The sequence below is a fragment of the Aquirufa sp. OSTEICH-129A genome, from assembly GCF_054558355.1.
In genome coordinates, this window is the sequence record NZ_JBPXKC010000002.1 from 189,055 (window position 1) to 213,469 (window position 24,415).

A 24,415-nucleotide genomic window follows, 5' to 3' on the forward strand; every position below is an offset into this window, starting at 1 on the left:
AATAAATTGATAATGAATGAACAGTCGATTTGACTATAGAATTTGATCTTTGGCTTTTAATAGTTTACGCTAACTTAAACTCCGAGGTAAAATGGAATTCAATTTCTGGATTATTGGTTTGGTTCATTCGTAAAATCCAATCGGACTCTGCCAAAAACACATAATTACCATCTTTATCCTGGGCGATATTCTGACCTTTTAAACGAACGAATTCTTGCAACTTCTTCGGATCTTCAGAAGTAATCCAACAAGCTTTACTTACTTGCATGCCATCAAATCGGCATTTAGCTCCATACTCATGCTCTAAGCGGTATTGAATTACTTCGTATTGCAAATCCCCTACTGTACCAACAATTTTACGGTTACCTAATTGGGGTTGCAGAAATAATTGAGCAACTCCTTCATCAGTCAATTGATCAATACCTTTTTCCAATTGCTTGGCCTTCATTGGATCTAAATTGATTAGTTCCTTAAAAATCTCAGGCGAGAAATTAGGTATCCCTTGGTAGTTCAATACTTCCCCCTCTGTCAAAGTATCTCCAATTTTAAAATTACCTGTATCATATAAACCAATCACGTCACCGGGGAAGCCTTCTTCAATCACCTCTTTCTCTTGAGCCATAAAATTATATGGGTTCGCGAAGCGCACATTTTTCTTTAAACGGATATGTTGGTAAAAGGTATTACGCTGAAAAACTCCCGAACATATACGCAAAAAGGCAATTCTATCTCGATGTTTTGGATCTAAATTGGCATGTATTTTGAACACAAATCCTGTGAATTTCTTTTCTGATGGATCCACCACACGCACATCTGTTCCACGCGCTTGGGTAGGAGGAGCTATTTTGGTAAATGTGTCTAACAATTCTTGTATACCAAAATTATTAACAGCTGAACCAAAAAACACAGGTGCAATATCCCCTGATAAATATTCAGCCCGATCAAAAGGCTCATAAACGCCTTCAATCAACTCCACATCCTCCCGCAATTGAGCCGCATCTTTGTCCCCTACCCTTGCTTCCAATTCTGGGGTATGTATGTCGACAGCCACCACATTTTTTTCAATCTTGGTTTTATTAGCTGAGAACAAGTTTAATGAACGATCCAATAAATGATATACCCCTTTGAAATTAGAACCCATATTGATTGGCCAAGTTAAGGGGCGCACTCGAATGGATAATTTTTGTTCCAATTCATCCAACAAATCAAAGGGATTTTGACCTTCACGGTCCATCTTATTGATAAAAATAATCACGGGTGTTTTTCTCATCCGACAAACCTCCATCAATCGTTCGGTTTGTTCCTCTACCCCTTTCACGCAGTCGATCACCAATATTACTGAGTCTACCGCCGTGAGGGTCCGATAAGTATCTTCTGCAAAATCCTTGTGACCAGGAGTATCCAAAATATTAATTTTCACACCTTGGTAATCGAATGTCATAACGGATGTTGCTACCGAAATACCTCTTTGGCGTTCAATTTCCATGAAGTCAGAAGTAGCCCCTTTCTTGATTTTATTCGACTTTACTGCGCCGGCTGTTTGAATAGCCCCTCCAAAAAGAAGTAATTTCTCCGTTAAAGTTGTCTTTCCTGCATCGGGGTGGGAGATAATTCCAAAGGTTCTTCTTTTGGCAATTTCGGCTGCGAGCTTACTCATTCAATGAATATTTTAATTAGTTTGCAAAAATACAGCAAAAAAAAATGGCACCCAATTTGGGTGCCAAATATTACTTTCTTGTTGACTTAGTTGTTTTGGTTCAAGTTGCTATGCTTTTTACTATAAAGGAAGTAAACAAGAACACCTAAACTACCCCAAATCAAGAAGGATATTTTTGTCTCTGTACGTAAACCCCACATTAAATAAAGATTACACAAGATACCTGCAGTAGCTACGAATGGTAACCAAGGAGCACGGAATGGGCGCTCGATATTTGGTTCACGAACACGAAGTAACCAAACTGCACCACAAATCATGGCAAAGGCTAATAAGGTACCCGAACTACACATTTCAGATACTTTGTCGATTGGAGTTAATGCAGAAACAACGGAAACAATACCTCCTACGAAAATGGTACTTTTCCATGGTGTTTTGAATTTCGGGTGAATCGCGCCAAACAAACCTTTGGGTAATAATCCGTCTTTGGCCATACCCAAAAAGATACGGGTTTGAGATAACATCATTACTAACATGACGGAAGTTAAACCTGCTGTTGCAGCAATAGTCACAATGTACATGGCAATAGGTAAACCTGCCCCTTCGAAAGCTGAAGCAACTGGTGCTTTCAAATCCAAAGTATCGTATTTTACCATACCAGTTAAAACCAAGGAAACTAAAATGTACAACAAGGTACAAATCAATAAAGAGGCAATAATGGCGAATGGAATATCTTTCGTTGGATTGATCGCTTCACCTGCTTGAGTAGAAACGGCATCAAAACCTATGTAGGCAAAGAAGATGATACTAGCTGCTGTCACTACACCATTAAATCCATAGTGCTGTGCCCCCGATTCATCAATCACCGCTTCCGGTATAAAAGGATGCCAATTTGCGGTGTCTACATAAAAAGCACCGACTACAATAACAAAAATTACCGCAGCCACCTTCAAAATAACAATTAAGTTGTTGGTACTAGCTGCTTCTTTAATTCCTTTAACCAAAACCCAAGTTACTCCCCAAACAATCAAGAAGGCAGGTAAATTGAAAGCAAAGGCAAAATCGGGTACCGTTTCACCTGCTGCTCGTAGCTTTTCAGCTTTTTCAGCTGCTGTAACAGGATCATTCGTGAGATAAATCGGTAAGTTAATGTTGAAGAGATGTAATAGTTTTTCAAAATACCCAGACCAAGCCACGGCTACCGTGGTAGCTCCCATCATGTATTCCAAAATTAGGTTCCAACCAATGAACCAGGCAAAAAACTCACCTACTGTACCATATGAATAGGCATAAGCTGAGCCTTCCACAGGCAAAATCGAGGCAAATTCAGCATAACATAATGCTGCAAACGTACACGCTACACCCGCCATCACAAAAGATAAGGCCAAAGCAGGACCCGCCCAATCATGTGCAGCAATTCCTGTCAAGGTAAAAATACCCCCGCCAATCACCGCACCGATACCCAAGGAGGTCAAAGCCCATTTTCCAAGAACACGTTTTAATTGATTGTTTTTAACGTCAGCTGCATAGGCTTCCAACGGTTTTTTTCTCCAAATACTGTTGCTCATAGCATCAAATTTTTAAATGGAAATCATTAAAAAGCCGGTGCAAATATTGCACCGGCCTAATGAATTTATTTCTTTTCTTTTTTCGACGTACCAAAGTCGATTACAATAGGTGCAGCTACAAATATAGAAGAATATGCACCAAATACAACACCAATAAACATGGCGAAAGAGAAACCTCTTAATACATCTCCACCGAATAATAATAAGACAGTTACTACTAAAAACACGGTTGTTGCTGTCATCACCGTACGAGACATGGTATGGTTAATAGACTCGTTGATGGTTTTAATCATCAATGGCTTATTTCCCATGTCAGGATCTACACCAATTTCCTCACGAATACGGTCAAAAACAACCACTGTATCATTGATGGAATAACCAATTACTGTCAAGATCGCTGCAATGAAAACCTGGTCAACTTCCAATTCAAATCCGAATAAACGAACGATTCCTACCATACCTAGTACCACCAATGTATCGTGCAATAGAGCGATGATACCTCCTAATGAATACTGCCATTTACGGAAACGAATTAAGATATAAATAAAGATGGCAATCAAGGCATAGAATATCGACACAAAAGATTGGGTCAAAATATCATCCGCTACTGTAGCACCAACTTTGGATTCAGATAAAATCTTAGGATTGCTTGCAGAAAATTCTGATAAACCTTTCTCTAAAGCTGTTCTAACTGTTTGGTTAGCTTGAATCGATTCATCTTCTACCAAATAAGAAGTTGTTACCTTTAATTTAGTTTGACCATTATAGGTCTTTACCTCAGAACCAACACCATTGAAATCATCTTTCAAAGCTTCCTTCACTAATCCTGCTTCTACTGGCTTAGAGAACTCCACCACATATGAACGACCTCCTTTGAAGTCAACACCTAAGTTAAATCCACCTTGCATGAATAAAACAATACCACCTAATAAAATTAATCCCCAAGAGAACCAATATGAATATTTACGCTTTCCAATGAAATCGAAATTCATGCCTTTGAATAAGTCTCTAGAAATAAAGGTTTCAAAAGTCATTTCTTTCTCTTTTCCAGCTTTAATGGCACGTTTAGCCATCCAATCAATGAAGATATGTGATAGGTATACCGCAGTAAATACAGAGGTAATTAAACCAATACAAAGGGTCACACCAAATCCTTTTACTGAACCTGATCCAAAAATAATCAAGATTACACCGACCAAAACTGTGGTGATATTACCATCCAAAATAGCACTTAGTGCCTTCTCATAACCTAAGTTAATGGCTTCCAATAAGCCTTTCCCTTTATGTAATTCTTCTCGAATACGTTCATTAATCAATACGTTGGCATCCACCGCCATACCCAGCGTCAATACAACACCTGCAATACCCGGTAGAGTCAAAGAAGCTTGGATCTGTACCAATACTCCAGCAATGAAGAATAAGTTAAAGAATAAGGATAAGTTAGCCATCCAACCTGGAGTACCGTAGTAACCAACCATGAAGATGATAACCAATAACAAACCTAATACCATGGATAAATATCCTTGGTTAATAGCTTCATTTCCTAGGGATGGACCAATGAAAGCATCTTCTACAATTCGCGTAGGAGCTGGTAACTTACCCGCTTTCAATACATTGGCTAAGTCTTTTGCTTCTTCTACGGTAAAGTTTCCAGAGATGGAAGAACGACCACCAGGAATCTCACCATTGATAACTGGAGCAGAGTATACATAACCATCTAAAACAATCGCAATACGACGACCTACATTAGCACCAGTCAAGTTTTTCCAGATACGAGCACCTGTTCCATTCATGGACATGGTTACTTCTGCACGACCAGTCTGATCGAAATCTTGTGCGGCATCTGTAATCACATCACCTTCTAAAGGAGCAGATTGTCCTTCTCCTTTTTTCAAGGCTTCAAGACTCAAAATCTCATCTCCGTTGGTAGCTGGTGTTCCTTTAGCTGACCAAGCAAACGTTAAATTAGCAGGGAAAAAGCCTTTCACTTCTGGGCGACGGAATAAAGCATTAACGCGGGCCGTATCTTTACGATACACTCCGATACCATTTCCCATCTGTACAAATAACTTAGTCAATGCATTGCCAGCCGCTGTATCAGCCTTAGCTTTTCCAGAATCAGTTTTAGAAGCCGAAGTCAATTGAGAAGCTAAAGCATTAGCTGAAGTATCTTTAGACGCTGCAGCAGGTGCTGTAGCAGCCACTGGTGCTTTTGTCTCTTGTTCTAATAATGCACCTAAAGCATTTAATCCAGCGCCATATTCATTCAATTCATAACACTCAATAAATTCTAATTTGGCAGCCCCAGATAACAATTTACGAGCACGCTCAGGATTGTCTACACCCGGCAGCTCCACCTGGATACGGTTAGAACCTGGTAAACGCTGAATGTTCGGGTTGGCTACTCCAAATTTGTCGATACGCGCTTGAATAATTTTGTAAACGCGGTCTACAGCACCATCAATTTCCGCATTAATAACTTTCTTAACTTGAGAATCTGAAGAAGTAGAACTGATTTTACCACGGTTCACTGAATTAGCAAACACCGAAGCTAAACTTTGGTTGGGAGCTATTTTAGCAAAAGCTGCGTAGAATAACTCATTGAATGGCAAAGTAGAATTGATTTGCTGTTTTCTAGCCTCTTCTAATGCTTTCTCAAAAGTTGGATCATTACTTTTACCAGAAAGTGCACGTAAAATTTCATCTGGTGAAACCTCTAATACGGCATGTAAACCTCCTTCTAAGTCAAGACCTTTTTGTAGGGCATATTGAGTTACTTCCTGGAAAGTATATCCCAAATAAACAGGTTGTTTCCAAAGGGAATCGATAAAGCGTAAACGCTTCGCAGGATCATACTTACCGTCTTTGCTTGTAGCATAAGTAACGGCTTGATCACGTAATTGATTCGCTTTCCAAGTAAAGGAAAGGAAAAAGATACAAAGGGCTGAAATAATCGTAGACAGCCATATAATGGCACTTTTGTAACGCATAATAGTAAATTAAAATTGAAATAAAATAAGTGTAAAATTGTCCAACAAATTAGACAATTCTCAAGGGGCCAGAGTGGCTATAAATTGGGTAAATAGAATACTCAGTATCTGAGCACGCGGCAATGCAATAGGTAATTTAAATGCATGCAACGTTTCTTGGAAACTAGGAATCGACAATTGCTGAAAAGCCCAATCCGTTGGAAAATCCAACTGAAGATTGCTACTCACCTGATATACAGGCTGTTCAGCCTTTACAATCGTTTCTGGATTAGTTTCTTTCTTACTAGATGGTATTTTTTTCTCTGTTTGTACTACCTTTTTCTCTGCGGAAAACAGGAAAATAGGATTTGCTACCAGCCAGAATAGGACTGGTAGAAATAAAAACAATTGAAAAAAGTTAGCCTTCTTTTGCATGATGGGGAGCAAAAATAGGATATTTTTTTTACAATTCCATTTCCCACTCAAGTAAGATTAAAATTTGTAAATTTGCGAAACAAAAACCGTGAGCATGTTGGCATACCTGGATCCTATTCACATCAAGTCCTTTATTCAATCAGCCTTAAAGGAGGATGTTGGACCAGGAGATTACACTTCCTTGGCCACCGTGGACCATGATGCTCATGGAAAAGCTCAGTTATTAGTAAAGGACGTGGGTATTTTGGCTGGTGTTGAAATGGCCCTTCATATATTCCAAGAGGTAGATGCTGACTTACAAGTGCAGACCTTTATGATGGATGGAGCAAGTATTCAACCTGGGCAAATCGTTTTAGAGGTCCAAGGTAAGGCTCAATCCATTTTAAAAGCAGAGCGGCTAGTGTTAAACTGCATGCAGCGAATGTCAGGAATTGCTACCTACACCAAACGGATGGTAAACCTGCTGGAAGGAACCCGTAGTCAATTATTAGACACTAGAAAAACAACACCCAACTTCAGGATTGCAGAAAAATGGGCCTGTAAAATTGGAGGAGCAGTGAATCATCGTTTTGCTTTATATGACATGATTTTAATAAAAGATAATCATGTCGATTACGCAGGTGGTATCAAAGCTGCCCTTGAAAAAGCCTTTGCCTTTAATCAAACAAACCAATTGGGCTTAGCGATTGAAATTGAAGTCAGGAACGAGTCGGAATTAGATGAAGTCCTAGCTTTTGGGGGGGTGCAACGAATTATGTTGGATAATTTTAGTCCGGATCGACTTAGAGATGCCATTAGAAAAATCAATGGAAGATTTATTACCGAAGCATCCGGGGGAATTAATGAAAATACCTTAAGAGCCTATGGCGAAACGGGGGTAGATTATATATCCATGGGTGCATTAACCCATCAAATTAAGAGTTTAGATCTGAGCTTAAAAGCAAAAAAAGCATGAATTTAACGGAAGAAGCAGCAGAAGTAGGTTATATCAGTAGATCTGCACCCAAAGGGGCAGAATTAATTGAAGCCATAAAAAGATTAAAAGCCGAAAAAAATGCGGTGATTTTGGCACACTATTATGTAGATGGTGAAATCCAAGAATTGGCTGATTTTGTGGGAGACAGTTTAGGACTTTCACAAGCGGCAGAAAGAACTACCGCCGACCTAATCGTTTTTTGTGGCGTTCATTTTATGGGTGAAACGGCCAAAATATTAAATCCGCAAAAAAAGGTTGTTGTTCCTGATTTCAATGCCGGTTGTTCTTTAGCTGACTCAGTTCCTGTAGAGGAATTTGCGGCTTTAAAAGCGAAACATCCTGAGGCCGTGGTGGTAAGTTACATCAATTGCTCAGCTGAAATTAAGGCCATGACGGATATCATTTGTACCTCTTCCAATGCGGTGCAGGTGGTGGAGTCCATACCTAAAGACAAAGAAATCATCTTTGCTCCAGACGCTAATTTAGGCAGGTATGTGGCTCATAAAACAGGACGCGATCTCATTTTATGGGAGGGTGCCTGCATGGTTCATATTGATATCTCACTTGATAAATTAAAGCAATTGCGCGTTGAATTCCCTGATGCATTGTTGATTGCCCATCCCGAATGTAAGGAAATGATATTACGTGAGGCAGATTATGTAGGAAGTACAACGGCATTGTTGAACTATGTGGAAAAATCAGAGCGACAAACCTTCATTGTAGCTACGGAAGCCGGCATTTTGCATAAAATGAAAATGGCTGTTCCTCAAAAACATTTGATCCCCGCCCCTGCCAATGAGCAAAACTCCTGTGCTTGCAGTGAATGTCCCTATATGAAGATGAATACTTTGGAGAAATTATATAACGCGCTATATTACGAGCTTCCAGAAATTCATTTGAGCGAAGAAATCAGAATCCCTGCTTACAAAGCCTTGAAAGCCATGCTGGAAATCTCCAAATAAGGATTAATAAATGAGCTTGGGGGCCACTTAGATTTGTCAACTTTCAAAAAGTTGACAAATCTGAATGACACAATTGAATGAAAAACCAATTCGTCGATCCAGATTGACAAACCTGAACAACATACCTGATCATCAAACCAAGCGGAGGGAAGCTCAAATCTAAGCTCGAAACCCCAGATAATCCGAGAAAAAACTGATAAAGAATATCAGCTTATTGATGTAATTCAAACAAGGCTTCAATCTCTACAGGAATATTGTCAGGTAAAGTCCCCATACCCACAGCACTGCGAACACCGATTCCCATTTCCTCCCCCCAAACCTGCGCAAATAACTCACTACAGCCATTGATGATATAAGGATGTCGCTCAAAATCAGAGGTACAATTCACCATTCCCAATACTTTTACCACCCTTTTCACCCGGTCTAAACTACCCAGCTGTGCCTTTAAAGTAGCCAGAATAGTCAATCCAACTTGTTGGGCTGCTTGCTTTCCTTCTTCCATCGTTAAGCTATCCCCAATACGGCCAATGATTAATTTTCCATTAGTTTGCACAGGTCCATGACCTGAAACGTAATACAATTCCCCCATTTGAAGACCAGGCTTATAAACACCTAGTGGACTAGGTGCCGGTGGTAATGCCAAATTCAAGGCTGCAAAATTTTCTTCTGGTGTACGCTTATCCATATAATTGATGTATAATTTCTGAAATTAATCCTGTCCATCCTGTTTGATGACTGGCTCCTAAACCTTTACCCGTGTCTCCATCGAAATATTCAAAAAACAACATAGAATCCCTGAAATGCTCATCTTCTTGCATTTTTTCATAGGTTCCATACATGGGAATCTTTCCTTCTTTATTCGGGATAAACAAATCTAATAATCGCTTTGAAACTCCTTCGGCTGCATCTTTGATATTAACCATAACACCCGAATTAGTCGGAAATTCAACCTCATAATCCGTTCCATAATAATCAGAGAATTTCCTTAATGAATCTATAATTAAGAAATTCATTGGAAACCAAATAGGTCCTCGCCAATTGGAATTCCCTCCAAACATATCACCCGTAGATTCCGCAGGATCATAATTGACCTGAATGGTACCTCCATCATAGATGAATTTATATGGATGCTGTTGATGGTATTTTGACAAAGTTCGTATACCAAAATCCGATAAAAATTCCGTTTCATCAAACATCCGCTTCATGATCATTTTCATACGATGACCCCGCAAAATGGATAATAAGCGGCTTTCTCCCTTACCTGGCTCATACCAACGAGAGATCAAATTGGCCAAATCCGGTCGGTTATTCAAAACCCACTCTACCCTTCTTTTAAATTGAGGTAATTTTTCCAACATTTCTGAAGTCAATACCTCTACCGCAAACAATGGAATTAAGCCAACCATTGAACGTAATTTCAATAACATCAAGCTACCATCTTCCTTATGTAACATATCATAATAGAATTGGTCATCCTCATCCCACAAATTCAATTTATCCCCTCCAATGGCCTGCATCGCTCCTGCTATGTGCAAAAAGTGCTCAAAAAACTTGGAAGCCATATCTTGATACACTGGCTTCTCAATCGAAATCTCACAGGCAATTCGTAGCATGTTCAAACTGTACATGGCCATCCAACCTGTTCCATCCGCTTGTTCTAAATGCCCGCCCGTAGGCAAGGTGGCCGATCGATCAAATACACCGATATTGTCCATCCCCAGAAAGCCTCCACCGAAAATATTATTTCCTCCCTCATCTTTCAGGTTGACCCACCAAGTAAAATTCAACAAGAGTTTATGGAAAATCCTTTCTAAGAAAGTAACATCTCCCACTCCCCCGTTCATTTGCTTATCTATCTCATAGACCTTCCAAGTCGCCCACGCATGTACAGGTGGATTTACATCCGAGAAAGACCATTCATATGCGGGAATCTGGCCGTTAGGATGCATGTAATATTCACGAAGAATTACTGCTAATTGCCGCTTAGCAAAATCTGGATCCAACCTAGCCAATGGCAAGGTATGAAAAGCTAAATCCCATGCCGCAAACCAAGGATATTCCCATTTATCAGGCATGGATAAAATATTTGCCGCATACATATGGCGCCAAGTATTATTTCTACCCACCTTTCTACTCGGATGCGGTGGCGGCATAGAAGGATCTCCTTTGATCCACTCAAAAACGTTATAATAATACCATTGCTTTGTCCAAAGCATACCCGCATAAGATTGACGCTGTATGTGGCGCAACTTCTCCTCTTTTACATTTCCATGCAAATCATCATAAAATTCATTGGCTTCCTTGATTCTTGCGGAATATATTTGATCAAAATCCTCAAAAGGATGTTGCATGGAGTGATTCGTCAACCGCAAACGAAATACCTTTTTACCCCCAGCAGGAATTTTAGCTGAAAAACGAACCGCCGCCTTACTTCCGATATTATTGGGATTAATGGTATTCTTCGCCTTGTTAACGATGTAGTCATTGATACCATCCTTAACAAAATGACTTAAATTAGGTGAATCATGTAGGCGACGAAAGTTGGTTTCGTTATCGCAAAATAAAAATTCATCTGCATTTTCGGCATAAAGCTTGAAACGCCCCACTACCCGGTGATCTACCTCAATAAAGGAATGACCCACCCCAGTAAGCAATGGTTTATATTTATAATTTTCATATCCCCAACACCAAGTATTTCGATACCAAATGGTGGGTAATACGGTGATTGGGGCCGCTACTTTGGCTCGATTCTCTACCGTTACTTGTATTAAAATATCCTGCTCATCGGCTTTGGCATATTCCATTTTGATGTCAAAATATTCATTTCGATCAAATATGCCAGTATCTAACAATTCATATTCAGGCTCTAAACGAGTCCTTTTTTTACTTTCATCAATCAGTTTTTGATAAGGGAAAGCTTGGTGCGGATATTTATAACTCATCCGCATATAAGAATGAGTCGGGGTAGAATCCTCATAATAATACAATTCCTTAACGTCCTCTCCGTGATTGGATTCCCCACCAGTTAATCCGAAAAACCGCTCTTTTAAGATATGATCTTTGTGATTCCAAAAGGAAAAAGCGAAACAGACATGCTGCTTATTATCTGAAATTCCGCCAATGCCTTCCTCGCCCCAACGGTAAGTTTTGGACCGAGCCATGTCGTGAGTAATCGAATCCCAAGCATTTCCATGAGCCGAATAATCCTCTCGTACCGTACCCCACTGCCTTTCTGTTAAGTATGGGCCCCACTTTTTCCAGCCTTTATTATCATTACGAGTTTTTAATCGTGCACGCTCCGCTCCTAGTTCCGACATAGCTTATAATTTGTATGAATAAATGCAAATCGCAAAGTTATTGATTTCAATCAGATTCGAAATAGAATCCAGGACGAATTCAAAACTACCGCTGAATAATACCATTCCATGTCATTTTGTGATATAATCCACTGGTTTGAGCTAATAACAATCCACTAAAATTGAATAAATTGCCCTTGAAATATCGCATATTTTGAAAATTCATGCGTTTAAACCAGTAAAAATAAAATGCAATTTTCCACTCCCATTCCAATACCCGAATCCACCCAGAAAATAATTCCCTCCTCCTCAGTAATTAGCCTAGGTTCTTGCTTTGCTGAAAATATGGGAAAAAGAATGGAAAGTTTGCCTATTAACATCCTGAACCAACCTTTTGGAACGCTATTTCACCCCAATGCTATCCTGAAAGCACTTCAAACAGAAAAACTTTCTCCTATAGAATTAATCAATCAACAAGGTATTTGGCTGCACCCAGATTACCACTCTAGTCTATGTGCCGCAGACCCATCTGACCTCATGGAGCTGATACAACAGCGTCAACAAATCGTCAAAAAAAGTTTGGCACAAAGCCAATTTTTGCTGATAACCTGGGGTACGGCTTATTATTATTGGGATAAAAAATTAAAAAGACCTATTGCAAACTGCCATAAACAAGCAGCTAATGCCTTTGAAAAACGATTATCTACTTTGGATGAAATCATTGTTCCTTATCAGGAATTCATTCAAAAAATAATCAAGAAAAATCCCGATTTACGCATTATTTTAACGGTTTCTCCAGTCAGACATACCAAAGACGGCATGCCAGAGAACGCGGTTTCCAAGGCATTGCTTCGCTTGGCCGCAGAAACATTAAAAAACAATCACGAGCAAGTCGACTATTTTCCTGCCTTTGAAATCATGATGGATGAATTACGCGATTATCGGTTTTATGCTGCTGATATGATTCATCCTAATGAAACTGCTGAAGAATACATTTGGGAAAAATTCAGCACCTGTTATTGCAGCCCAGCATTACTCCAAATTGAAAAAAAATGGAAATCGGTATTTCAAACCTTAGGACATCAATTTCATCCAGCCAAAAAAGCCCTTTATTTGCAAAGCTTGGAACAATGTAAATCTGAGTTTTCCAAGAGTAATTTGGGCTATGATACCCATAAAATTTTGCAAGCCATACAAGCTCGAATTTTATCAATAAGTTAATTCCAAGAGGCAATTAAAGGTGAAAAAACCTTATATTTGAGGTTTGATAGAGACAAAGCATTCATGGGAGAATTAAGCGTAAGTAAAGAAATCATATTAGGTGCCTTAAGCACCGTTCAAGAACCTGATCTTAAAAAAGATTTGGTGACCTTGAACATGATAAAAGATGTGGAATTAGGTATTGGTGAAGTTCGTTTCACCGTGGTATTAACCACTCCTGCCTGCCCATTAAAAGAAAAAATTAGACAAGATTGCGAGGAGGCCATTCATCGTTTGGTGCATCCCGACTTAAAAATTATCATCAACATGACGGCGGAGGTTACCAGCCTAACTTCCTCTGATCCATTAATTCCTGGTGTCAAAAATGTGATTGCCGTAGCCTCCGGTAAAGGTGGTGTAGGTAAATCAACCGTAACGGCTAACCTAGCCATGGCTTTAAAGCAAAGCGGGGCTAAGGTAGGTATTTTGGATGCTGATATCTCAGGACCATCCATCCCAGTGATGTTTGGGGCAGAGGAATTACAGCCCTTGGTACAGGAAGTCAACGGTAAAAACCGCATTCAGCCCATCATGCAATATGGCATTAAGATGATTTCAATGGGCTTTTTAGCTCCTAGTGAAAGTCCAGTGCCTTGGAGAGGTCCCATGATGACCCAAGCTTTACGTCAATTCTTCGGAGATACCAATTGGGATGAATTAGATTATTTGCTGATTGACCTGCCTCCTGGAACTTCAGATATTCATTTAACATTGGTTCAATTAATTAAATTGACTGGAGCTGTTATCGTGACTACTCCTCAAAAAGTAGCTCTGTCTGATGCGACTAAAGGATTGCAATTTTTTAACCAGGCTGGAATCAATGTTCCAATTTTAGGTTTAGTAGAAAATATGGCCTACTTTACTCCAGCGGAATTACCAGACAATAAATATTATTTATTTGGTAAAGACGGCGGCAAAAACTTAGCAGAAAAATACAAAGTACCTTTCTTGGGCGAAGTTCCCCTGATTCAAGCCATCCGCGAAGCCGGAGATGAGGGAAAGCCCATCGCTGCTACGGAAGGACCAAGTGCCAGCGCTTTCGCTAGTATTGCTGCTAATTTAGCCCAACAAATTGCTATTAGAAACGCTTCTACTCCACGTCAATAATTATGGAAAACCACCCTCTATATTCGAAAGTACAAGCAGCCCTTGATTCCATACGCCCCTACCTCATTGCCGATGGTGGAAATGTGGAGATCGTTGAAATTACAGATGATAATCGCCTAAAGCTTAATTTATTAGGTGCTTGTAAGTCATGCAATATGTCTGCCATGACCTTTAAAGCAGGTGTTGAAGAAGCCATTCGTCGCGAAGTGCCCGAAATTATATCGGTAGAAGAGTTAAGTCAAACCCTACAATCTTAAGTTTCATGATGCGAATTGGAATATTTTTTGGGGGACCGGCTCGTGAACGTGAAATTAGTTTTGCTGGCGGTAAGACTGCCATGGCTCATATCAATAAAGCCCTATTTCAACCTGTCCCTGTATTTGTGGATAGCTTAGGTAATTTTATTTTGATCCACGAAGATTTGATACATTCAAGTTCTATTCGTGATTTTTTCCCTCCAAAAAGATTTCAAGACGACATATTCTCTGTTTACATCGAATCCATTAAGGATTTATCGACGGAAGATTACCAACAGATCATTGCTGAAATTGGGCAAGTAATTCAGCCACATGAATTTTCCCAATACTTTGATTTTGTTTTCTTGGCCATGCATGGACCCGCTGCAGAAGATGGTAGCATTCAAGGTTTATTAGAATGGTTTGGCATCCCCTATTCGGGACCAGGTTTACTAGGCTCCTCCATTGGTATCGATAAAGCCAAACAAAATGACTGGCTAAAAAAGAGTGTTGGTTTAGATAAAAAGTATTTTGTACTTCAACGAGAAGATTACGAAAAATACGGAAGAGAGACCCTTTTTGAACAAGTGAAAAAGGAAATCGGAATTCCATTTGTTGCCAAAGCGCCACATCAAGGCTCTTCCATTGGCTTGGCTTTTGTGAAAAAAGATTCCTTAGAAGACTTCGACAAGGCGATCAAAAAATGCTTATTTATTCAAGAAATTTACCGCGAGGACTGGTTGAATTATACGGAAGAAGATAAATTAGTTTTATTACAAAAAATGGTGAATTTGGACGAAGGAATTGGTTTTCCTGTCCGATTTAATCACCAAAACTACCAACACCCGGCCGACTTACTTCCCAGTTTACAAGAATATTTCAAATTAAGTGTTACCAAGGCTAGTATTCATTCCATCCATTCGGAAGATGCTATCTTGTTGGAATCTTTTGTCCAAGGCAACGAATTTAGTTGTGGCGTGATTCAAAGTCCCAAAGGACAAACGGTTGCCTTACCTCCTACCGAAATCGTTATCGATGAATCAGTCGAAGTTTTTGATTTCAATGCTAAATATAAATCTAAGGCTACTCGGAAACGCATACCCATGGATGCCAGTTTAGTGGATTTGCAACAAATCCAAAAAAAGGTCTGTCAGGCATTTGATGATTTAGGCTTTGGTGTTTGTACTCGAATCGATGGATTTTTATCAGAGGGTGGCCAGGTGGTTTTACATGATCCCAATACCATCCCAGGTATGTCGCCTAGTTCCTTAATTTTTAAACAAATGGCAGAAATTGGATTGACCATTACGGATTCAATTACCTATTTCATCCGCCAGTCTTTAAGAGAAAGGATGCGTACAGGTAAAAACTACCATGCCATTCGTAAACAATTAGAAGCACTTGATTTGGCCATTAAGGAAGAATTAGCTGCCCAAAATCAGCAAGAGAAGATTGTCCTTGAAATTAGAGGCAATCATGCGCTTGAATTAGAAGAAAGTTTTGAAGCTGTAAAAAAACAAGCTCATGCTTTATCTGCTGCAGGAAAACAGTCCTTTATTGTTCAAACTCCCATATTATTAGAGGAAGGTGAAATAATGGTTACTGTCAATACCGCTCAGTGGAACAAAGATTCCGCCGCTGAAATGCTTGAGGCTATCTCCAAAGGGGTGCATCCTTTGATAGCCCAAACACGTCAACTAGCCCAAGAAATTACTGGTTTTTACACCCAATCTAAAACAGTTTAACCATATGGAAATCAACTCATTGCAATACCCGATAGGTAGGTTTTCAGCTCCTGAAAACATCACTCCAGAAATTAGAACAGCATGGATTAAAACCTTAGTTGAATTTCCAGAAAAATTGCAACAAGCAGTAGCTGGAATGTCGCAAGAGACTTTAGCCAAGCATTATAGACCGGGTGGTTGGACGGCTCGTCAAGTAATTCACCATGTCAATGATAGCCATATGAATTCTTTTATTCGTTTTAAAATGGCTTTGACAGAGGAAAACCCCATCATTAAACCCTATTCGGAAGCTGATTGGGCTAATTTACCCGATGGCAACGAAGCACCCATAGAATGGTCAATAGAAGGGATAAAATATATTCACTTACGTTGGGTATTTTTATTACATGCGATGCAGGAAAGTGATTGGAAAAAATCCTACGTGAACCCAGAAAGAGGAATTACCTACCCATTAGATCGCGCATTAGGAATTTATGCCTGGCATTGTGACCATCATTTGGCACACGTGTTATCGGTAAAATAAAGAAAGAGAGCCTTAGCTCTCTTTCTTTTTAGTCTGCTTAATGGTTTGAAGCTGGTTGACACTCATCATTTGCTGCATGGTTCTTTGCATATTATCAGCAGAGCCATCTAAGAAAATAACGTTTCCGTTCGACTGCTCTCCAAATTGCTTAATGGCTTCCGTCCACATAGAGAATAAAATCACGGAGGTATCTAAGTTGGCTTGTTGCATTTCTCTAGCTGCATCCGACATCCCTTTGGCTACTTCTTGTCGGAATAAAGCCACACCCTGTCCGCGCAGTTGAGCAGCCTCCCGCTCGGCATTCGCCGAAATTTTGATCGCATTACCTTCCGCTTCAGCAGCTTTGGTTTTGGTGATTAATAAAGCTTGACCTTCATTTTCAGCAGCTGCTTTTAGGTTATTAGAAGCCACAACTTGACTCATGGATTTCAGAATCACTTCATCAAACGTGATGTCATTTAATTGTAAATCTTGTAGGTGATAACCCCATTCCTCCATCACTTGATCGATTTGATCTTTCACATAAGAAACAATTTCCTTGCGCAAACTCAAGATTTCGCTTTGGCGCTTGGTAGCCACAAAAGAACGAATTGAACCTTCCACTGTCCTAACCAATGTTTGCATCAAACTTTGAGCATCAATGAATTTATAGGCTACATTTTTGATGGTTTCTTCCTCTTGATTGATCACTGAATAAAGTAACATGGATTTAAAATACACATTGGCTTGGTCAATAGTAATCGCTTGAAACTCTAATTCAATGGAGCGATTTTGAATGGAAATAACCTTATATACACTTTCAATCAGAGGTATTTTAAAGTTCAAACCTGGGTGAAGAATACGTTGGTATTTACCAAACATAGAAATAACCGCAATATTTCCTTGCTGAACCGTAACCAAACTGAAGAAAATTAATAAAATGGCAATGATTCCAAAAACGAGTAAAGTAGTCATGTTTTTTAGGGGATTATGTAAATAAACAACTCAAACTAAGGATTTTCCAAAAGGATTAGATGAAATAAATGATGAGCGGTTTTGTAAGATAGGAAATGAGTAAATCCCTCCTAGCTCTAAAATAATATATCAAAATATCCGCTATTGAATAAATGCATCATATAAGGCATTGGCTGTTTTTTTCAAGATCAAATTGAAACCATCCACACTTTCGGGGTGGCAGCCATTGCTTATCACAACTAATCCAAATTTTTCTTTGGGCTGAAAAAACATCAAACTCTCTAATCCATAGGCAGAACCTGTATGACCAGTCATGGTCTTCCCTGCTATCAATCGGTCTGTTTTTAATAATGCTAATCCATAATGTTCTTCTTCTGAAAGGGGCGTTTGCATCACCTTAGAACTACGTTTTGAAATAATTCTCATCCCTTCAAATTTACCCTCTTGACTATGCATAATCATATATCGTGCTAAATCACGCGTGGATATTTTCATCCCTCCCGTTGGGGAAAATATAGGTGTTGAGTATCCCATTTGATAATTAGCAATCTCCTGTGTTCTTGGGGCATAGGCTGCTAGTGATGCCTTAAACTTGGCTGAGTCAATGGAGTACTCATAAATTGTTGCGAATCGAGATTTATCCAATGAATCCACGCAATATCCACCATCAATCTTCAATGGCATAAGTATATGACGTTTTATGTACTGATCAAACCTTTCTCCAGAAACCTTTTCTATGATTGTTCCGGCCATATTAAAGTTTAGGTTACAATACATATAACCCTTACCTGGCTCCACCGGGTTGTAACATTGTGTCCAATTAGAATTCTTGGCTGGATTCAGGACATCCAAGCTAAAGTAACCCTGACTATCATTTAATGAGGACCGATGCGAAAGCAACATTCCCAGGGTAATCACTTGATTTGGAAATTGGGGATTACGAATTGGAAAACCGACTAGCTTACTGACATCATCTTCTAAGGATATTTTCTTGGCTTCTACCAATTGCATGATGGCTGTTGCTGAAAATGATTTGGAGATAGATGCAATCCTAAATAAGCAATCATCTGTCAAAGGAGTATTCTTGGATTGGTCTTTTAAACCAAATGAATGTGAATAGACCAATTTATTATTTTTCACCACAGCTACAGAGATTCCCATGACCGGACTTGATTTCATGATCGAATCAATGGCCAATTCTGCCTTTTGCGCTTGAGAAAAAGCAGATAATGGTACGGTAAAAAGAAAAATGCTGACTAATAACTTCATTTGAGGTAGGTATACAGGCATTTCGAAAATTCAAGCAAGCAAAATTTGCCAAATCCTAAATAGCACAATCAAATTAGCGGGCTTTTTCCACCTTTTTCTTATTCCAAGGAGCCGTGGTATTTTTGGCCATATCAATGGCAAGGGCTACCATCAGTAGTGTAAATAAGATGAGTACCCAACGGAATATTTTTTGATTTTTGCTCATTATACAACTTGTGGATTAAAATTAAATACTAAATCTCCCGCACCTTTACTTAATTCCGCAGCAGAGTCAGCATATTGAAACCGTAAATAGCAACATCCACCAGTTTCCATTTGAATTAATGTTCCTGAATAATAGGAAGCCACATAGGAAATGGATGGATTATGGGCTACCAAATAGATCACGGGTCTATTTTGCTTTTCAATTAAATTAACGTAATCTGGTCCGGATGCTTGATACCAACAAGCATCTAAATTAATAGGACCTACGATACCTAATTCACTTCTCAGTGCTGTGGCTGTTTCCACCGTTCTTTTGGCATCTGAACATAACCATAAACCCGTTGGCAGATGAACCGATTTAAGTTTTTGAGCCAACAAACTCACCTCTTCCATTCCCTGCAGTGATAATTGCCGCTCTTTATCGGGCTGATCGTAAGGCCCTGAGTGCGCATGTCGAATTAAAATTAGATCAATCATGATTCAAAATCGGCTTGAGTAATCAATGGGTATTCTCCTTTGGCATGTTTTTCTCCCATTTTAATGTAATGGGGCGGCCCAAATTTCAAACGCTCAATTTGCGATTCATTTAAGGTTTTGACCACCTTGGCAGGCGTTCCCAATACCAAGGAATAATCAGGTATTTCCATTCCTTCTGTCACTAAGGCATGTGCTCCAATTAAACAATACTTACCTATTTTAGCCCGATTCAGAACCGTGGCATGCATACCAATCAAACTGCCTTCGCCGACTTCCGCTCCATGTACAATGGCAGCATGTCCGATCGTAACAAATTTTCCAATGATGGTTTTATCCCCCTCATCTGCATGTAACACCGCGTTGTCCTGCACATTACATCCCTCGCCCAAATGAATTTCTTCCACATCTGCCCGAATGACCGCTCCATACCAAATAGAAACATTAGGAGAGATAAAAACTCGGCCCATGACAGAGGCGGTGGGTGCAATGAATATGGCCATAACTAGGTTAATAAAATTTTGCTTACTCCGAAAATTACTGATTAATTTCAGTCTTTCCATTTCCTTTTCATATTTCTTGTTTGAAATAAGCACTCCATAAACTTCAAATGGATGCTCCAAAATTTCTTAATTCACAGTGCTACCTCCCCAATTCTACATTCTACATTCTACATTCTTAATTCTACATTCCCAATTCTACCTCCCCAATTCTACATTCTACATTCTACATTCTACATTCTTAATTCTACATTCCCAATTCTACCTCCCCAATTCTACATTCTACATTCTACATTCTTAATTCTACATTCTACATTTCCCCTTAACAATTAGCCATATTTTCCCTTTCTTTGAGCCATGAAACAATTAATGGATCATTTTACTTGGAATCCATCGGATACCCTAATATCCATAGGATGTGGCTCAGCCTGGTGGGAAGTGAATTTATTGATACACCGACCTTGTGGGAAAATCATTTTAGTAGATACTCAAGTAGATGTTTTGAATGAAGAGGCGGTAGAAGATAGTATTCAGTATTTTAAAGAGAAAACAGCTTTACCTTTTTACCCTAAATTTGAGGTTCATAACCTGCCTTTAAACCAATTAGCTTTAGACCCTCAGAGTATCGATGGCATATTTATTTTCAATGCTTGGCATGAATTTGACCAAATAGAAGAGTTAATCCAAGCCATGAAACAGCTAATAAAACCCAGCGGCTGGATTATTTTGGAAGAGGAATTATCTATCCAAAAACGAGAAATACATGAGGGATGTGGGAAAAAGCTATATTTTCAGGAGGAAATTGATCAGCAAATGGCAAGTAAGCAATTTCAACTTCGACAAAAAGTGCCAAAAGAAAAACATAGTTTTTATTTAGAATACCGAAACCTTTGAAAACATGCTTTTTTTTGAGGGATAATAAAATGCTTTTCGCAAATTTGCATTCGAATTCAAACATCAATGACCCCAACTATCGAAAGACCATATATCATCGGAATTACCGGTGGAAGCGCCTCAGGTAAAACATTGTTTTTACAAAGACTGATGGCTCAATTTCCTTCCGAAGAAATCTGTTTATTATCTCAAGACAATTATTATCGTCCGAAGCATGAACAATCGAAGGACGAAAATGGGATTGAGAATTTTGATTTACCTGGCGCCATCGATGATGAGGCATTTGCGAAAGATGTAGAAAAATTACGTTCGGGTGAAATCGTAACCAGGGAAGAATACACCTTTAATAATTCAAGTAAAGTTCCAGATATCCTACATTTTTATCCGCGCAAAATTTTGGTTGTTGAAGGTATTTTTGTTTTCCACTTTCCAGAGGTTGCCAAACTTTTGGATTTGAAAATATTCATAGATGCGCAAAACAAAATCAAATTGAAACGCCGCATTAAACGGGATAACGAAGAAAGAGGTTATGATTTACAGGATGTAATGTACCGCTGGAAATACCACGTTAAACCTACTTACGAAGAATACATTCGTCCTCACAAAAAAAGTTGCGACATTGTCATCCCTAATAATGTCCATTTTGAGAAAGGACTCGAGGTGATTGTTCATTACCTTAAATCACGCATTAAGTAAATCTAGGTTGTAATGTAACCCCTTGTTTTCTTTTTGAGCACGGGCATGCTTAATAATTAAATAAGCCACATTAATCATATTTCTAAGTTCACAAAGTGGAACCGTGATTTTGGATTGCTTATACAATTCCTCATGCTCCAAATAGATAAGTTCCAATCGATCATAAGCCCGCTTTAAACGGCGATCAGTACGAACAATCCCTACATAATTACTCATAATAGACTCCAATTCGCGGGTCATTTCCGTTACTAGGACCATTTCCTCTGGATTCCGAGTTCCTTCATCATTCCATTGCGGGATGCCTTCAGGTATCATTTGTGTGCCAAATTCTGTGATGGATTTTTCAAAGGCACGATGAGCAAAAACAATCGCTTCCAAAAGTGAATTGGATGCTAGACGATTGGCCCCATGTAAGCCTGTATGTGAACATTCCCCCGCGGCGTATAGGTGCTCAATATTGGTTTGACTGTATTCATTAACGATGATGCCTCCACATAAATAATGCTGGCAAGGCACAACGGGGATCATTTCTTTTGACATATCAATGCCCAAATGATCCAAGCAATAATGATAAATCATCGGAAAATGAGCGATGATATCTTCTTTAGGAATATGTCGGGTATCCAAATACACATGCTCGGTACCATTTTTCTTCATCTCAGAGTCTATGGCACGAGCAACAACATCTCTGGGAGCCAAAGAAAGTCGAGCGTCATACTTTTCCATGAAAGTAGATCCATCTAAATTTTTCAAAATTCCACCGTGTCCGCGAACTGCTTCAGAAATCAAAAAATTAGGTTTCTTTCCAGGTTGGTAAAGGGCTGTAGGATGAAACTGGATGTATTGCATCCCTTTGACAAATCCTTTGGCACGGTAAGCCATCGCTATTCCATCTCCAGTGGCAATGGTAGGATTAGTGGTCGATTGATACACTTGACCTATACCACCCGTAGCTAATAGCGTAGTTTTTCCAATAAAAGTCTCTACCTTTTTGGTTTTTTTATTCAATACATATACGCCAAAACATTTTTTGTGAGGCGTATCTTTGGTCACTTTTTCACCCAAATGATGTTGGGTTATCAAGTCAACCGCAAAGTAATGAGTGAAGAAATCAACCGATGAAAAAGACTTCACCTTTTCTAATAAAGCCCTTTCAATCTCATTCCCTGTAGAATCTTTATAATGCAAGATACGTTTATCGGAATGCCCTCCTTCTTTGACTAGGTCAAAACTTCCATCAGATTTACGATCAAAATCTGTCCCATAAGAAATTAACTCTTTCAACCTCTCGGGAGCTTCTTTCACTACCAATTCTACCACGGCTGGATCACTTTCAAAATCTCCAGCTACCAAGGTATCTTGTATATGTTTTTCAAAAGAATCTTGATTATCCCAAACGGCCGCAATACCGCCCTGAGCATATTTGGTATTGGTTTCCTCAGCAACCGTTTTAGTTATTAGCGCAATCTTGATGGGGATTTGTTTATCCTGGAAGTATTGGGCTACCTTAACCGTATATGATAAGCCAGCGATTCCAGAACCCACCACAATAAAATCATACGTAGGCATATTCATGTCTTTCAGAGGCGCAAATTAACCAAAAGCCTATTTAAAACGAAATATTGAATATTAATGTTAAATTTGCATTGAATTAAACCCTTAAATAAACATTTGAAGCAAATGGAAACATCCAACAACACCTCAAAGATTGCCTTGATTGTATTGGCTGTATTAACAGCAGTATTAGGCGTCTTGTATTTTCGTTCCAACCAATTGACAAAAGAACAAGCTGTCAATATTGAAGAAAAAGCCACTGAATTAGCGAATACTCGCATGAAATTGGATTCCATTTCGACCCAACTAGATGCTAAGATTGAGGAAATCAAAGCATTAGGTGGCCAAGTTAGTGACTTAGAAGCATTGAAAGTTCAATTAGAGCAAGACAAAAGCTCTTTGAAAAAAGCCAACCACGCAACCATTGCCTCCTACGAGGCCAAAATCAAGGAATATGATCTAGTTTTGACCCAAAAAGATGCAGACATTGTTGAACTGAAAAAACAAAACGGCATCTTAACCGAGAATAACCAAGTCTTGACTACGCAAAATCAAACCTTGAATTCTGAAAATACTGGCTTAAAAACGGAGAACAAAACCTTAGCAGACACCCTATCGGAAGTAACTGCTAAAAACAAAGAATTGGCTAGAAAGGTAAGTATTGCTGCTGCTTTGAAAGCTCAAGGATTGCGCGTACTTTCTGTGAGTAACAAAGGGAAGGAAGCTGAAAAATCGCGTTTTAATGGTAAGAAAATTGAGAAGTTGAAAATTACCTTCAACTTAGCCAGCAACCCAATTACTAAATTAGAGAACAAAACCATTTTTGTTCGTGTCTTGGATGCTGATGGGGCCATTATTTCTGACGAAGCAGCCGGTTCTGGTAAGTTTACTCAAGACGGAAAAGAAATGGTTTATACGGCTAAGCAAGTAGTAACCTATACGAACAATAACCAAGCGGTAGATGTATTCTATTCTCGCGGTGGTGTAGCTTACAAACCTGGTAAATATACCATCGAATTATATTCGGAAGGTTTTGCCATTGGTACGGGTGGATTTGAAGTAAAATAAGAATTTCAGTGATTAGTTATTAAGAATTAAGAAAGGAACTGCGCGAGTGGTTCCTTTTTTAATGTAGAATG

22 protein-coding genes are annotated in these 24,415 nt (G+C 39.1%); 10 read left to right on the forward strand and 12 right to left on the reverse strand.

Annotated features, from left to right (window positions below; all coding sequences use genetic code 11):
* Positions 1-64 precede the first annotated feature (64 nt).
* The 4 genes from SKC36_RS04660 to SKC36_RS04675 form a co-directional block, all read right to left on the reverse strand.
* Entirely contained in the window at positions 65-1,657 is a 1,593-nt protein-coding gene (locus SKC36_RS04660) for a peptide chain release factor 3 (protein WP_459454345.1), read from the reverse strand.
* Positions 1,658-1,743: 86 nt separating this feature from the next.
* Positions 1,744-3,222, reverse strand: coding sequence for an APC family permease (locus tag SKC36_RS04665; protein ID WP_459454344.1), 1,479 nt, complete (start codon positions 3,220-3,222; stop codon positions 1,744-1,746).
* A 65-nt stretch (positions 3,223-3,287) separates the two neighbouring features.
* Positions 3,288-6,212, reverse strand: coding sequence for a protein translocase subunit SecDF (secDF, locus tag SKC36_RS04670; protein WP_459454343.1), 2,925 nt, complete (start codon positions 6,210-6,212; stop codon positions 3,288-3,290).
* Between the two features lie 60 nt (positions 6,213-6,272).
* The gene (locus tag SKC36_RS04675; protein ID WP_459464965.1) at positions 6,273-6,626 is read right to left on the reverse strand and encodes a hypothetical protein; all 354 of its coding nucleotides are present in this window, start codon (positions 6,624-6,626) and stop codon (positions 6,273-6,275) included.
* Between the two features lie 115 nt (positions 6,627-6,741).
* On the opposite strand from SKC36_RS04675, the gene nadC reads away from it, so the two are divergent.
* Positions 6,742-7,581: a carboxylating nicotinate-nucleotide diphosphorylase gene (gene nadC, locus SKC36_RS04680; protein WP_459465265.1), complete on the forward strand. Its 840-nt coding sequence runs from the start codon at positions 6,742-6,744 to the stop codon at positions 7,579-7,581.
* The gene (nadA, locus tag SKC36_RS04685) at positions 7,578-8,564 is read left to right on the forward strand and encodes a quinolinate synthase NadA (RefSeq protein WP_459454341.1); all 987 of its coding nucleotides are present in this window, start codon (positions 7,578-7,580) and stop codon (positions 8,562-8,564) included. Before nadC ends, nadA begins: the two co-directional genes overlap by 4 nt.
* Positions 8,565-8,775: 211 nt before the next feature.
* Here the strand turns inward: nadA and SKC36_RS04690 are convergent, their stop codons facing one another.
* Both SKC36_RS04690 and SKC36_RS04695 read right to left on the reverse strand, forming a co-directional pair.
* Positions 8,776-9,249, reverse strand: a complete 474-nt coding sequence (locus SKC36_RS04690) for a RidA family protein (RefSeq protein WP_459454340.1) — start codon at positions 9,247-9,249, stop codon at positions 8,776-8,778.
* Positions 9,242-11,881: an MGH1-like glycoside hydrolase domain-containing protein gene (locus SKC36_RS04695; RefSeq protein ID WP_459464967.1), complete on the reverse strand. Its 2,640-nt coding sequence runs from the start codon at positions 11,879-11,881 to the stop codon at positions 9,242-9,244. Before SKC36_RS04695 ends, SKC36_RS04690 begins: the two co-directional genes overlap by 8 nt.
* A gap of 228 nt (positions 11,882-12,109) precedes the next feature.
* Between SKC36_RS04695 and SKC36_RS04700 the strand changes: the two genes are divergently transcribed.
* The 5 genes from SKC36_RS04700 (at position 12,110) to SKC36_RS04720 (ending at position 16,731) form a co-directional block, all read left to right on the forward strand.
* The gene (locus SKC36_RS04700; RefSeq protein ID WP_459464969.1) at positions 12,110-13,081 is read left to right on the forward strand and encodes a GSCFA domain-containing protein; all 972 of its coding nucleotides are present in this window, start codon (positions 12,110-12,112) and stop codon (positions 13,079-13,081) included.
* 63 nt (positions 13,082-13,144) lie between these two features.
* The gene (locus tag SKC36_RS04705; protein ID WP_459464971.1) at positions 13,145-14,227 is read left to right on the forward strand and encodes an Mrp/NBP35 family ATP-binding protein; all 1,083 of its coding nucleotides are present in this window, start codon (positions 13,145-13,147) and stop codon (positions 14,225-14,227) included.
* Between the two features lie 2 nt (positions 14,228-14,229).
* Positions 14,230-14,484, forward strand: a complete 255-nt coding sequence (locus tag SKC36_RS04710; protein ID WP_459454336.1) for a NifU family protein — start codon at positions 14,230-14,232, stop codon at positions 14,482-14,484.
* A gap of 5 nt (positions 14,485-14,489) precedes the next feature.
* Entirely contained in the window at positions 14,490-16,208 is a 1,719-nt protein-coding gene (locus SKC36_RS04715; protein ID WP_459464973.1) for a D-alanine--D-alanine ligase family protein, read from the forward strand.
* A gap of 4 nt (positions 16,209-16,212) precedes the next feature.
* Positions 16,213-16,731: a YfiT family bacillithiol transferase gene (locus SKC36_RS04720; protein WP_459464975.1), complete on the forward strand. Its 519-nt coding sequence runs from the start codon at positions 16,213-16,215 to the stop codon at positions 16,729-16,731.
* A 12-nt stretch (positions 16,732-16,743) separates the two neighbouring features.
* Here SKC36_RS04720 and SKC36_RS04725 read toward each other — a convergent pair whose 3' ends face one another.
* The 5 genes from SKC36_RS04725 to SKC36_RS04745 all read right to left on the reverse strand — a co-directional run bounded on the left by SKC36_RS04725 (position 16,744) and on the right by SKC36_RS04745 (position 20,255).
* Positions 16,744-17,685 carry an SPFH domain-containing protein gene (locus SKC36_RS04725; RefSeq protein ID WP_459454333.1) on the reverse strand — a complete coding sequence of 314 codons (942 nt, stop codon included), beginning with the start codon at positions 17,683-17,685 and terminating at the stop codon, positions 16,744-16,746.
* Positions 17,686-17,826: 141 nt separating this feature from the next.
* Positions 17,827-18,975, reverse strand: coding sequence for a serine hydrolase domain-containing protein (locus SKC36_RS04730; protein ID WP_459464977.1), 1,149 nt, complete (start codon positions 18,973-18,975; stop codon positions 17,827-17,829).
* A gap of 52 nt (positions 18,976-19,027) precedes the next feature.
* Positions 19,028-19,159, reverse strand: coding sequence for a hypothetical protein (locus tag SKC36_RS04735; RefSeq protein ID WP_459454331.1), 132 nt, complete (start codon positions 19,157-19,159; stop codon positions 19,028-19,030).
* Positions 19,159-19,635: a SixA phosphatase family protein gene (locus SKC36_RS04740; RefSeq protein WP_459454330.1), complete on the reverse strand. Its 477-nt coding sequence runs from the start codon at positions 19,633-19,635 to the stop codon at positions 19,159-19,161. Before SKC36_RS04740 ends, SKC36_RS04735 begins: the two co-directional genes overlap by 1 nt.
* Positions 19,632-20,255 (reverse strand): gamma carbonic anhydrase family protein, encoded by a 624-nt coding sequence (locus SKC36_RS04745; RefSeq protein WP_459454329.1) that lies wholly within the window; start codon positions 20,253-20,255, stop codon positions 19,632-19,634. Before SKC36_RS04745 ends, SKC36_RS04740 begins: the two co-directional genes overlap by 4 nt.
* Positions 20,256-20,489: 234 nt before the next feature.
* On the opposite strand from SKC36_RS04745, the gene SKC36_RS04750 reads away from it, so the two are divergent.
* Both SKC36_RS04750 and udk read left to right on the forward strand, forming a co-directional pair.
* Entirely contained in the window at positions 20,490-21,026 is a 537-nt protein-coding gene (locus SKC36_RS04750; RefSeq protein ID WP_459464979.1) for a class I SAM-dependent methyltransferase, read from the forward strand.
* A gap of 66 nt (positions 21,027-21,092) precedes the next feature.
* Complete coding sequence (udk, locus tag SKC36_RS04755; RefSeq protein WP_459454327.1) at positions 21,093-21,722, forward strand: uridine kinase; 630 nt, start codon at positions 21,093-21,095, stop codon at positions 21,720-21,722.
* Here udk and nadB read toward each other — a convergent pair.
* On the reverse strand, positions 21,708-23,291 hold the full coding sequence (gene nadB / locus SKC36_RS04760; protein WP_459454326.1) for an L-aspartate oxidase: 1,584 nt from the start codon (positions 23,289-23,291) through the stop codon (positions 21,708-21,710). The two genes, udk and nadB, sit on opposite strands and share 15 nt — an antisense overlap.
* 111 nt (positions 23,292-23,402) lie before the next feature.
* Here nadB and SKC36_RS04765 point away from each other — a divergent pair, with 111 nt between their 5' ends.
* Complete coding sequence (locus SKC36_RS04765; protein ID WP_459454325.1) at positions 23,403-24,344, forward strand: hypothetical protein; 942 nt, start codon at positions 23,403-23,405, stop codon at positions 24,342-24,344.
* Positions 24,345-24,415 lie beyond the last annotated feature (71 nt).

What these genes read in the sequence shown, in the direction of transcription:
- SKC36_RS04660 (WP_459454345.1), bottom strand. Translation starts at nt 1,657, where the DNA reads ATGAGTAAGCTCGCAGCCGAAATTGCCAAAAGAAGAACCTTTGGAATT.
- SKC36_RS04665 (WP_459454344.1), bottom strand. Translation starts at nt 3,222, where the DNA reads ATGAGCAACAGTATTTGGAGAAAAAAACCGTTGGAAGCCTATGCAGCT.
- secDF (WP_459454343.1), bottom strand. Translation starts at nt 6,212, where the DNA reads ATGCGTTACAAAAGTGCCATTATATGGCTGTCTACGATTATTTCAGCC.
- SKC36_RS04675 (WP_459464965.1), bottom strand. Translation starts at nt 6,626, where the DNA reads ATGCAAAAGAAGGCTAACTTTTTTCAATTGTTTTTATTTCTACCAGTC.
- nadA (WP_459454341.1), top strand. Translation starts at nt 7,578, where the DNA reads ATGAATTTAACGGAAGAAGCAGCAGAAGTAGGTTATATCAGTAGATCT.
- SKC36_RS04690 (WP_459454340.1), bottom strand. Translation starts at nt 9,249, where the DNA reads ATGGATAAGCGTACACCAGAAGAAAATTTTGCAGCCTTGAATTTGGCA.
- SKC36_RS04695 (WP_459464967.1), bottom strand. Translation starts at nt 11,881, where the DNA reads ATGTCGGAACTAGGAGCGGAGCGTGCACGATTAAAAACTCGTAATGAT.
- SKC36_RS04700 (WP_459464969.1), top strand. Translation starts at nt 12,110, where the DNA reads ATGCAATTTTCCACTCCCATTCCAATACCCGAATCCACCCAGAAAATA.
- SKC36_RS04705 (WP_459464971.1), top strand. Translation starts at nt 13,145, where the DNA reads ATGGGAGAATTAAGCGTAAGTAAAGAAATCATATTAGGTGCCTTAAGC.
- SKC36_RS04710 (WP_459454336.1), top strand. Translation starts at nt 14,230, where the DNA reads ATGGAAAACCACCCTCTATATTCGAAAGTACAAGCAGCCCTTGATTCC.
- SKC36_RS04715 (WP_459464973.1), top strand. Translation starts at nt 14,490, where the DNA reads ATGATGCGAATTGGAATATTTTTTGGGGGACCGGCTCGTGAACGTGAA.
- SKC36_RS04720 (WP_459464975.1), top strand. Translation starts at nt 16,213, where the DNA reads ATGGAAATCAACTCATTGCAATACCCGATAGGTAGGTTTTCAGCTCCT.
- SKC36_RS04725 (WP_459454333.1), bottom strand. Translation starts at nt 17,685, where the DNA reads ATGACTACTTTACTCGTTTTTGGAATCATTGCCATTTTATTAATTTTC.
- SKC36_RS04730 (WP_459464977.1), bottom strand. Translation starts at nt 18,975, where the DNA reads ATGCCTGTATACCTACCTCAAATGAAGTTATTAGTCAGCATTTTTCTT.
- SKC36_RS04735 (WP_459454331.1), bottom strand. Translation starts at nt 19,159, where the DNA reads ATGAGCAAAAATCAAAAAATATTCCGTTGGGTACTCATCTTATTTACA.
- SKC36_RS04740 (WP_459454330.1), bottom strand. Translation starts at nt 19,635, where the DNA reads ATGATTGATCTAATTTTAATTCGACATGCGCACTCAGGGCCTTACGAT.
- SKC36_RS04750 (WP_459464979.1), top strand. Translation starts at nt 20,490, where the DNA reads ATGAAACAATTAATGGATCATTTTACTTGGAATCCATCGGATACCCTA.
- udk (WP_459454327.1), top strand. Translation starts at nt 21,093, where the DNA reads ATGACCCCAACTATCGAAAGACCATATATCATCGGAATTACCGGTGGA.
- nadB (WP_459454326.1), bottom strand. Translation starts at nt 23,291, where the DNA reads ATGCCTACGTATGATTTTATTGTGGTGGGTTCTGGAATCGCTGGCTTA.
- SKC36_RS04765 (WP_459454325.1), top strand. Translation starts at nt 23,403, where the DNA reads ATGGAAACATCCAACAACACCTCAAAGATTGCCTTGATTGTATTGGCT.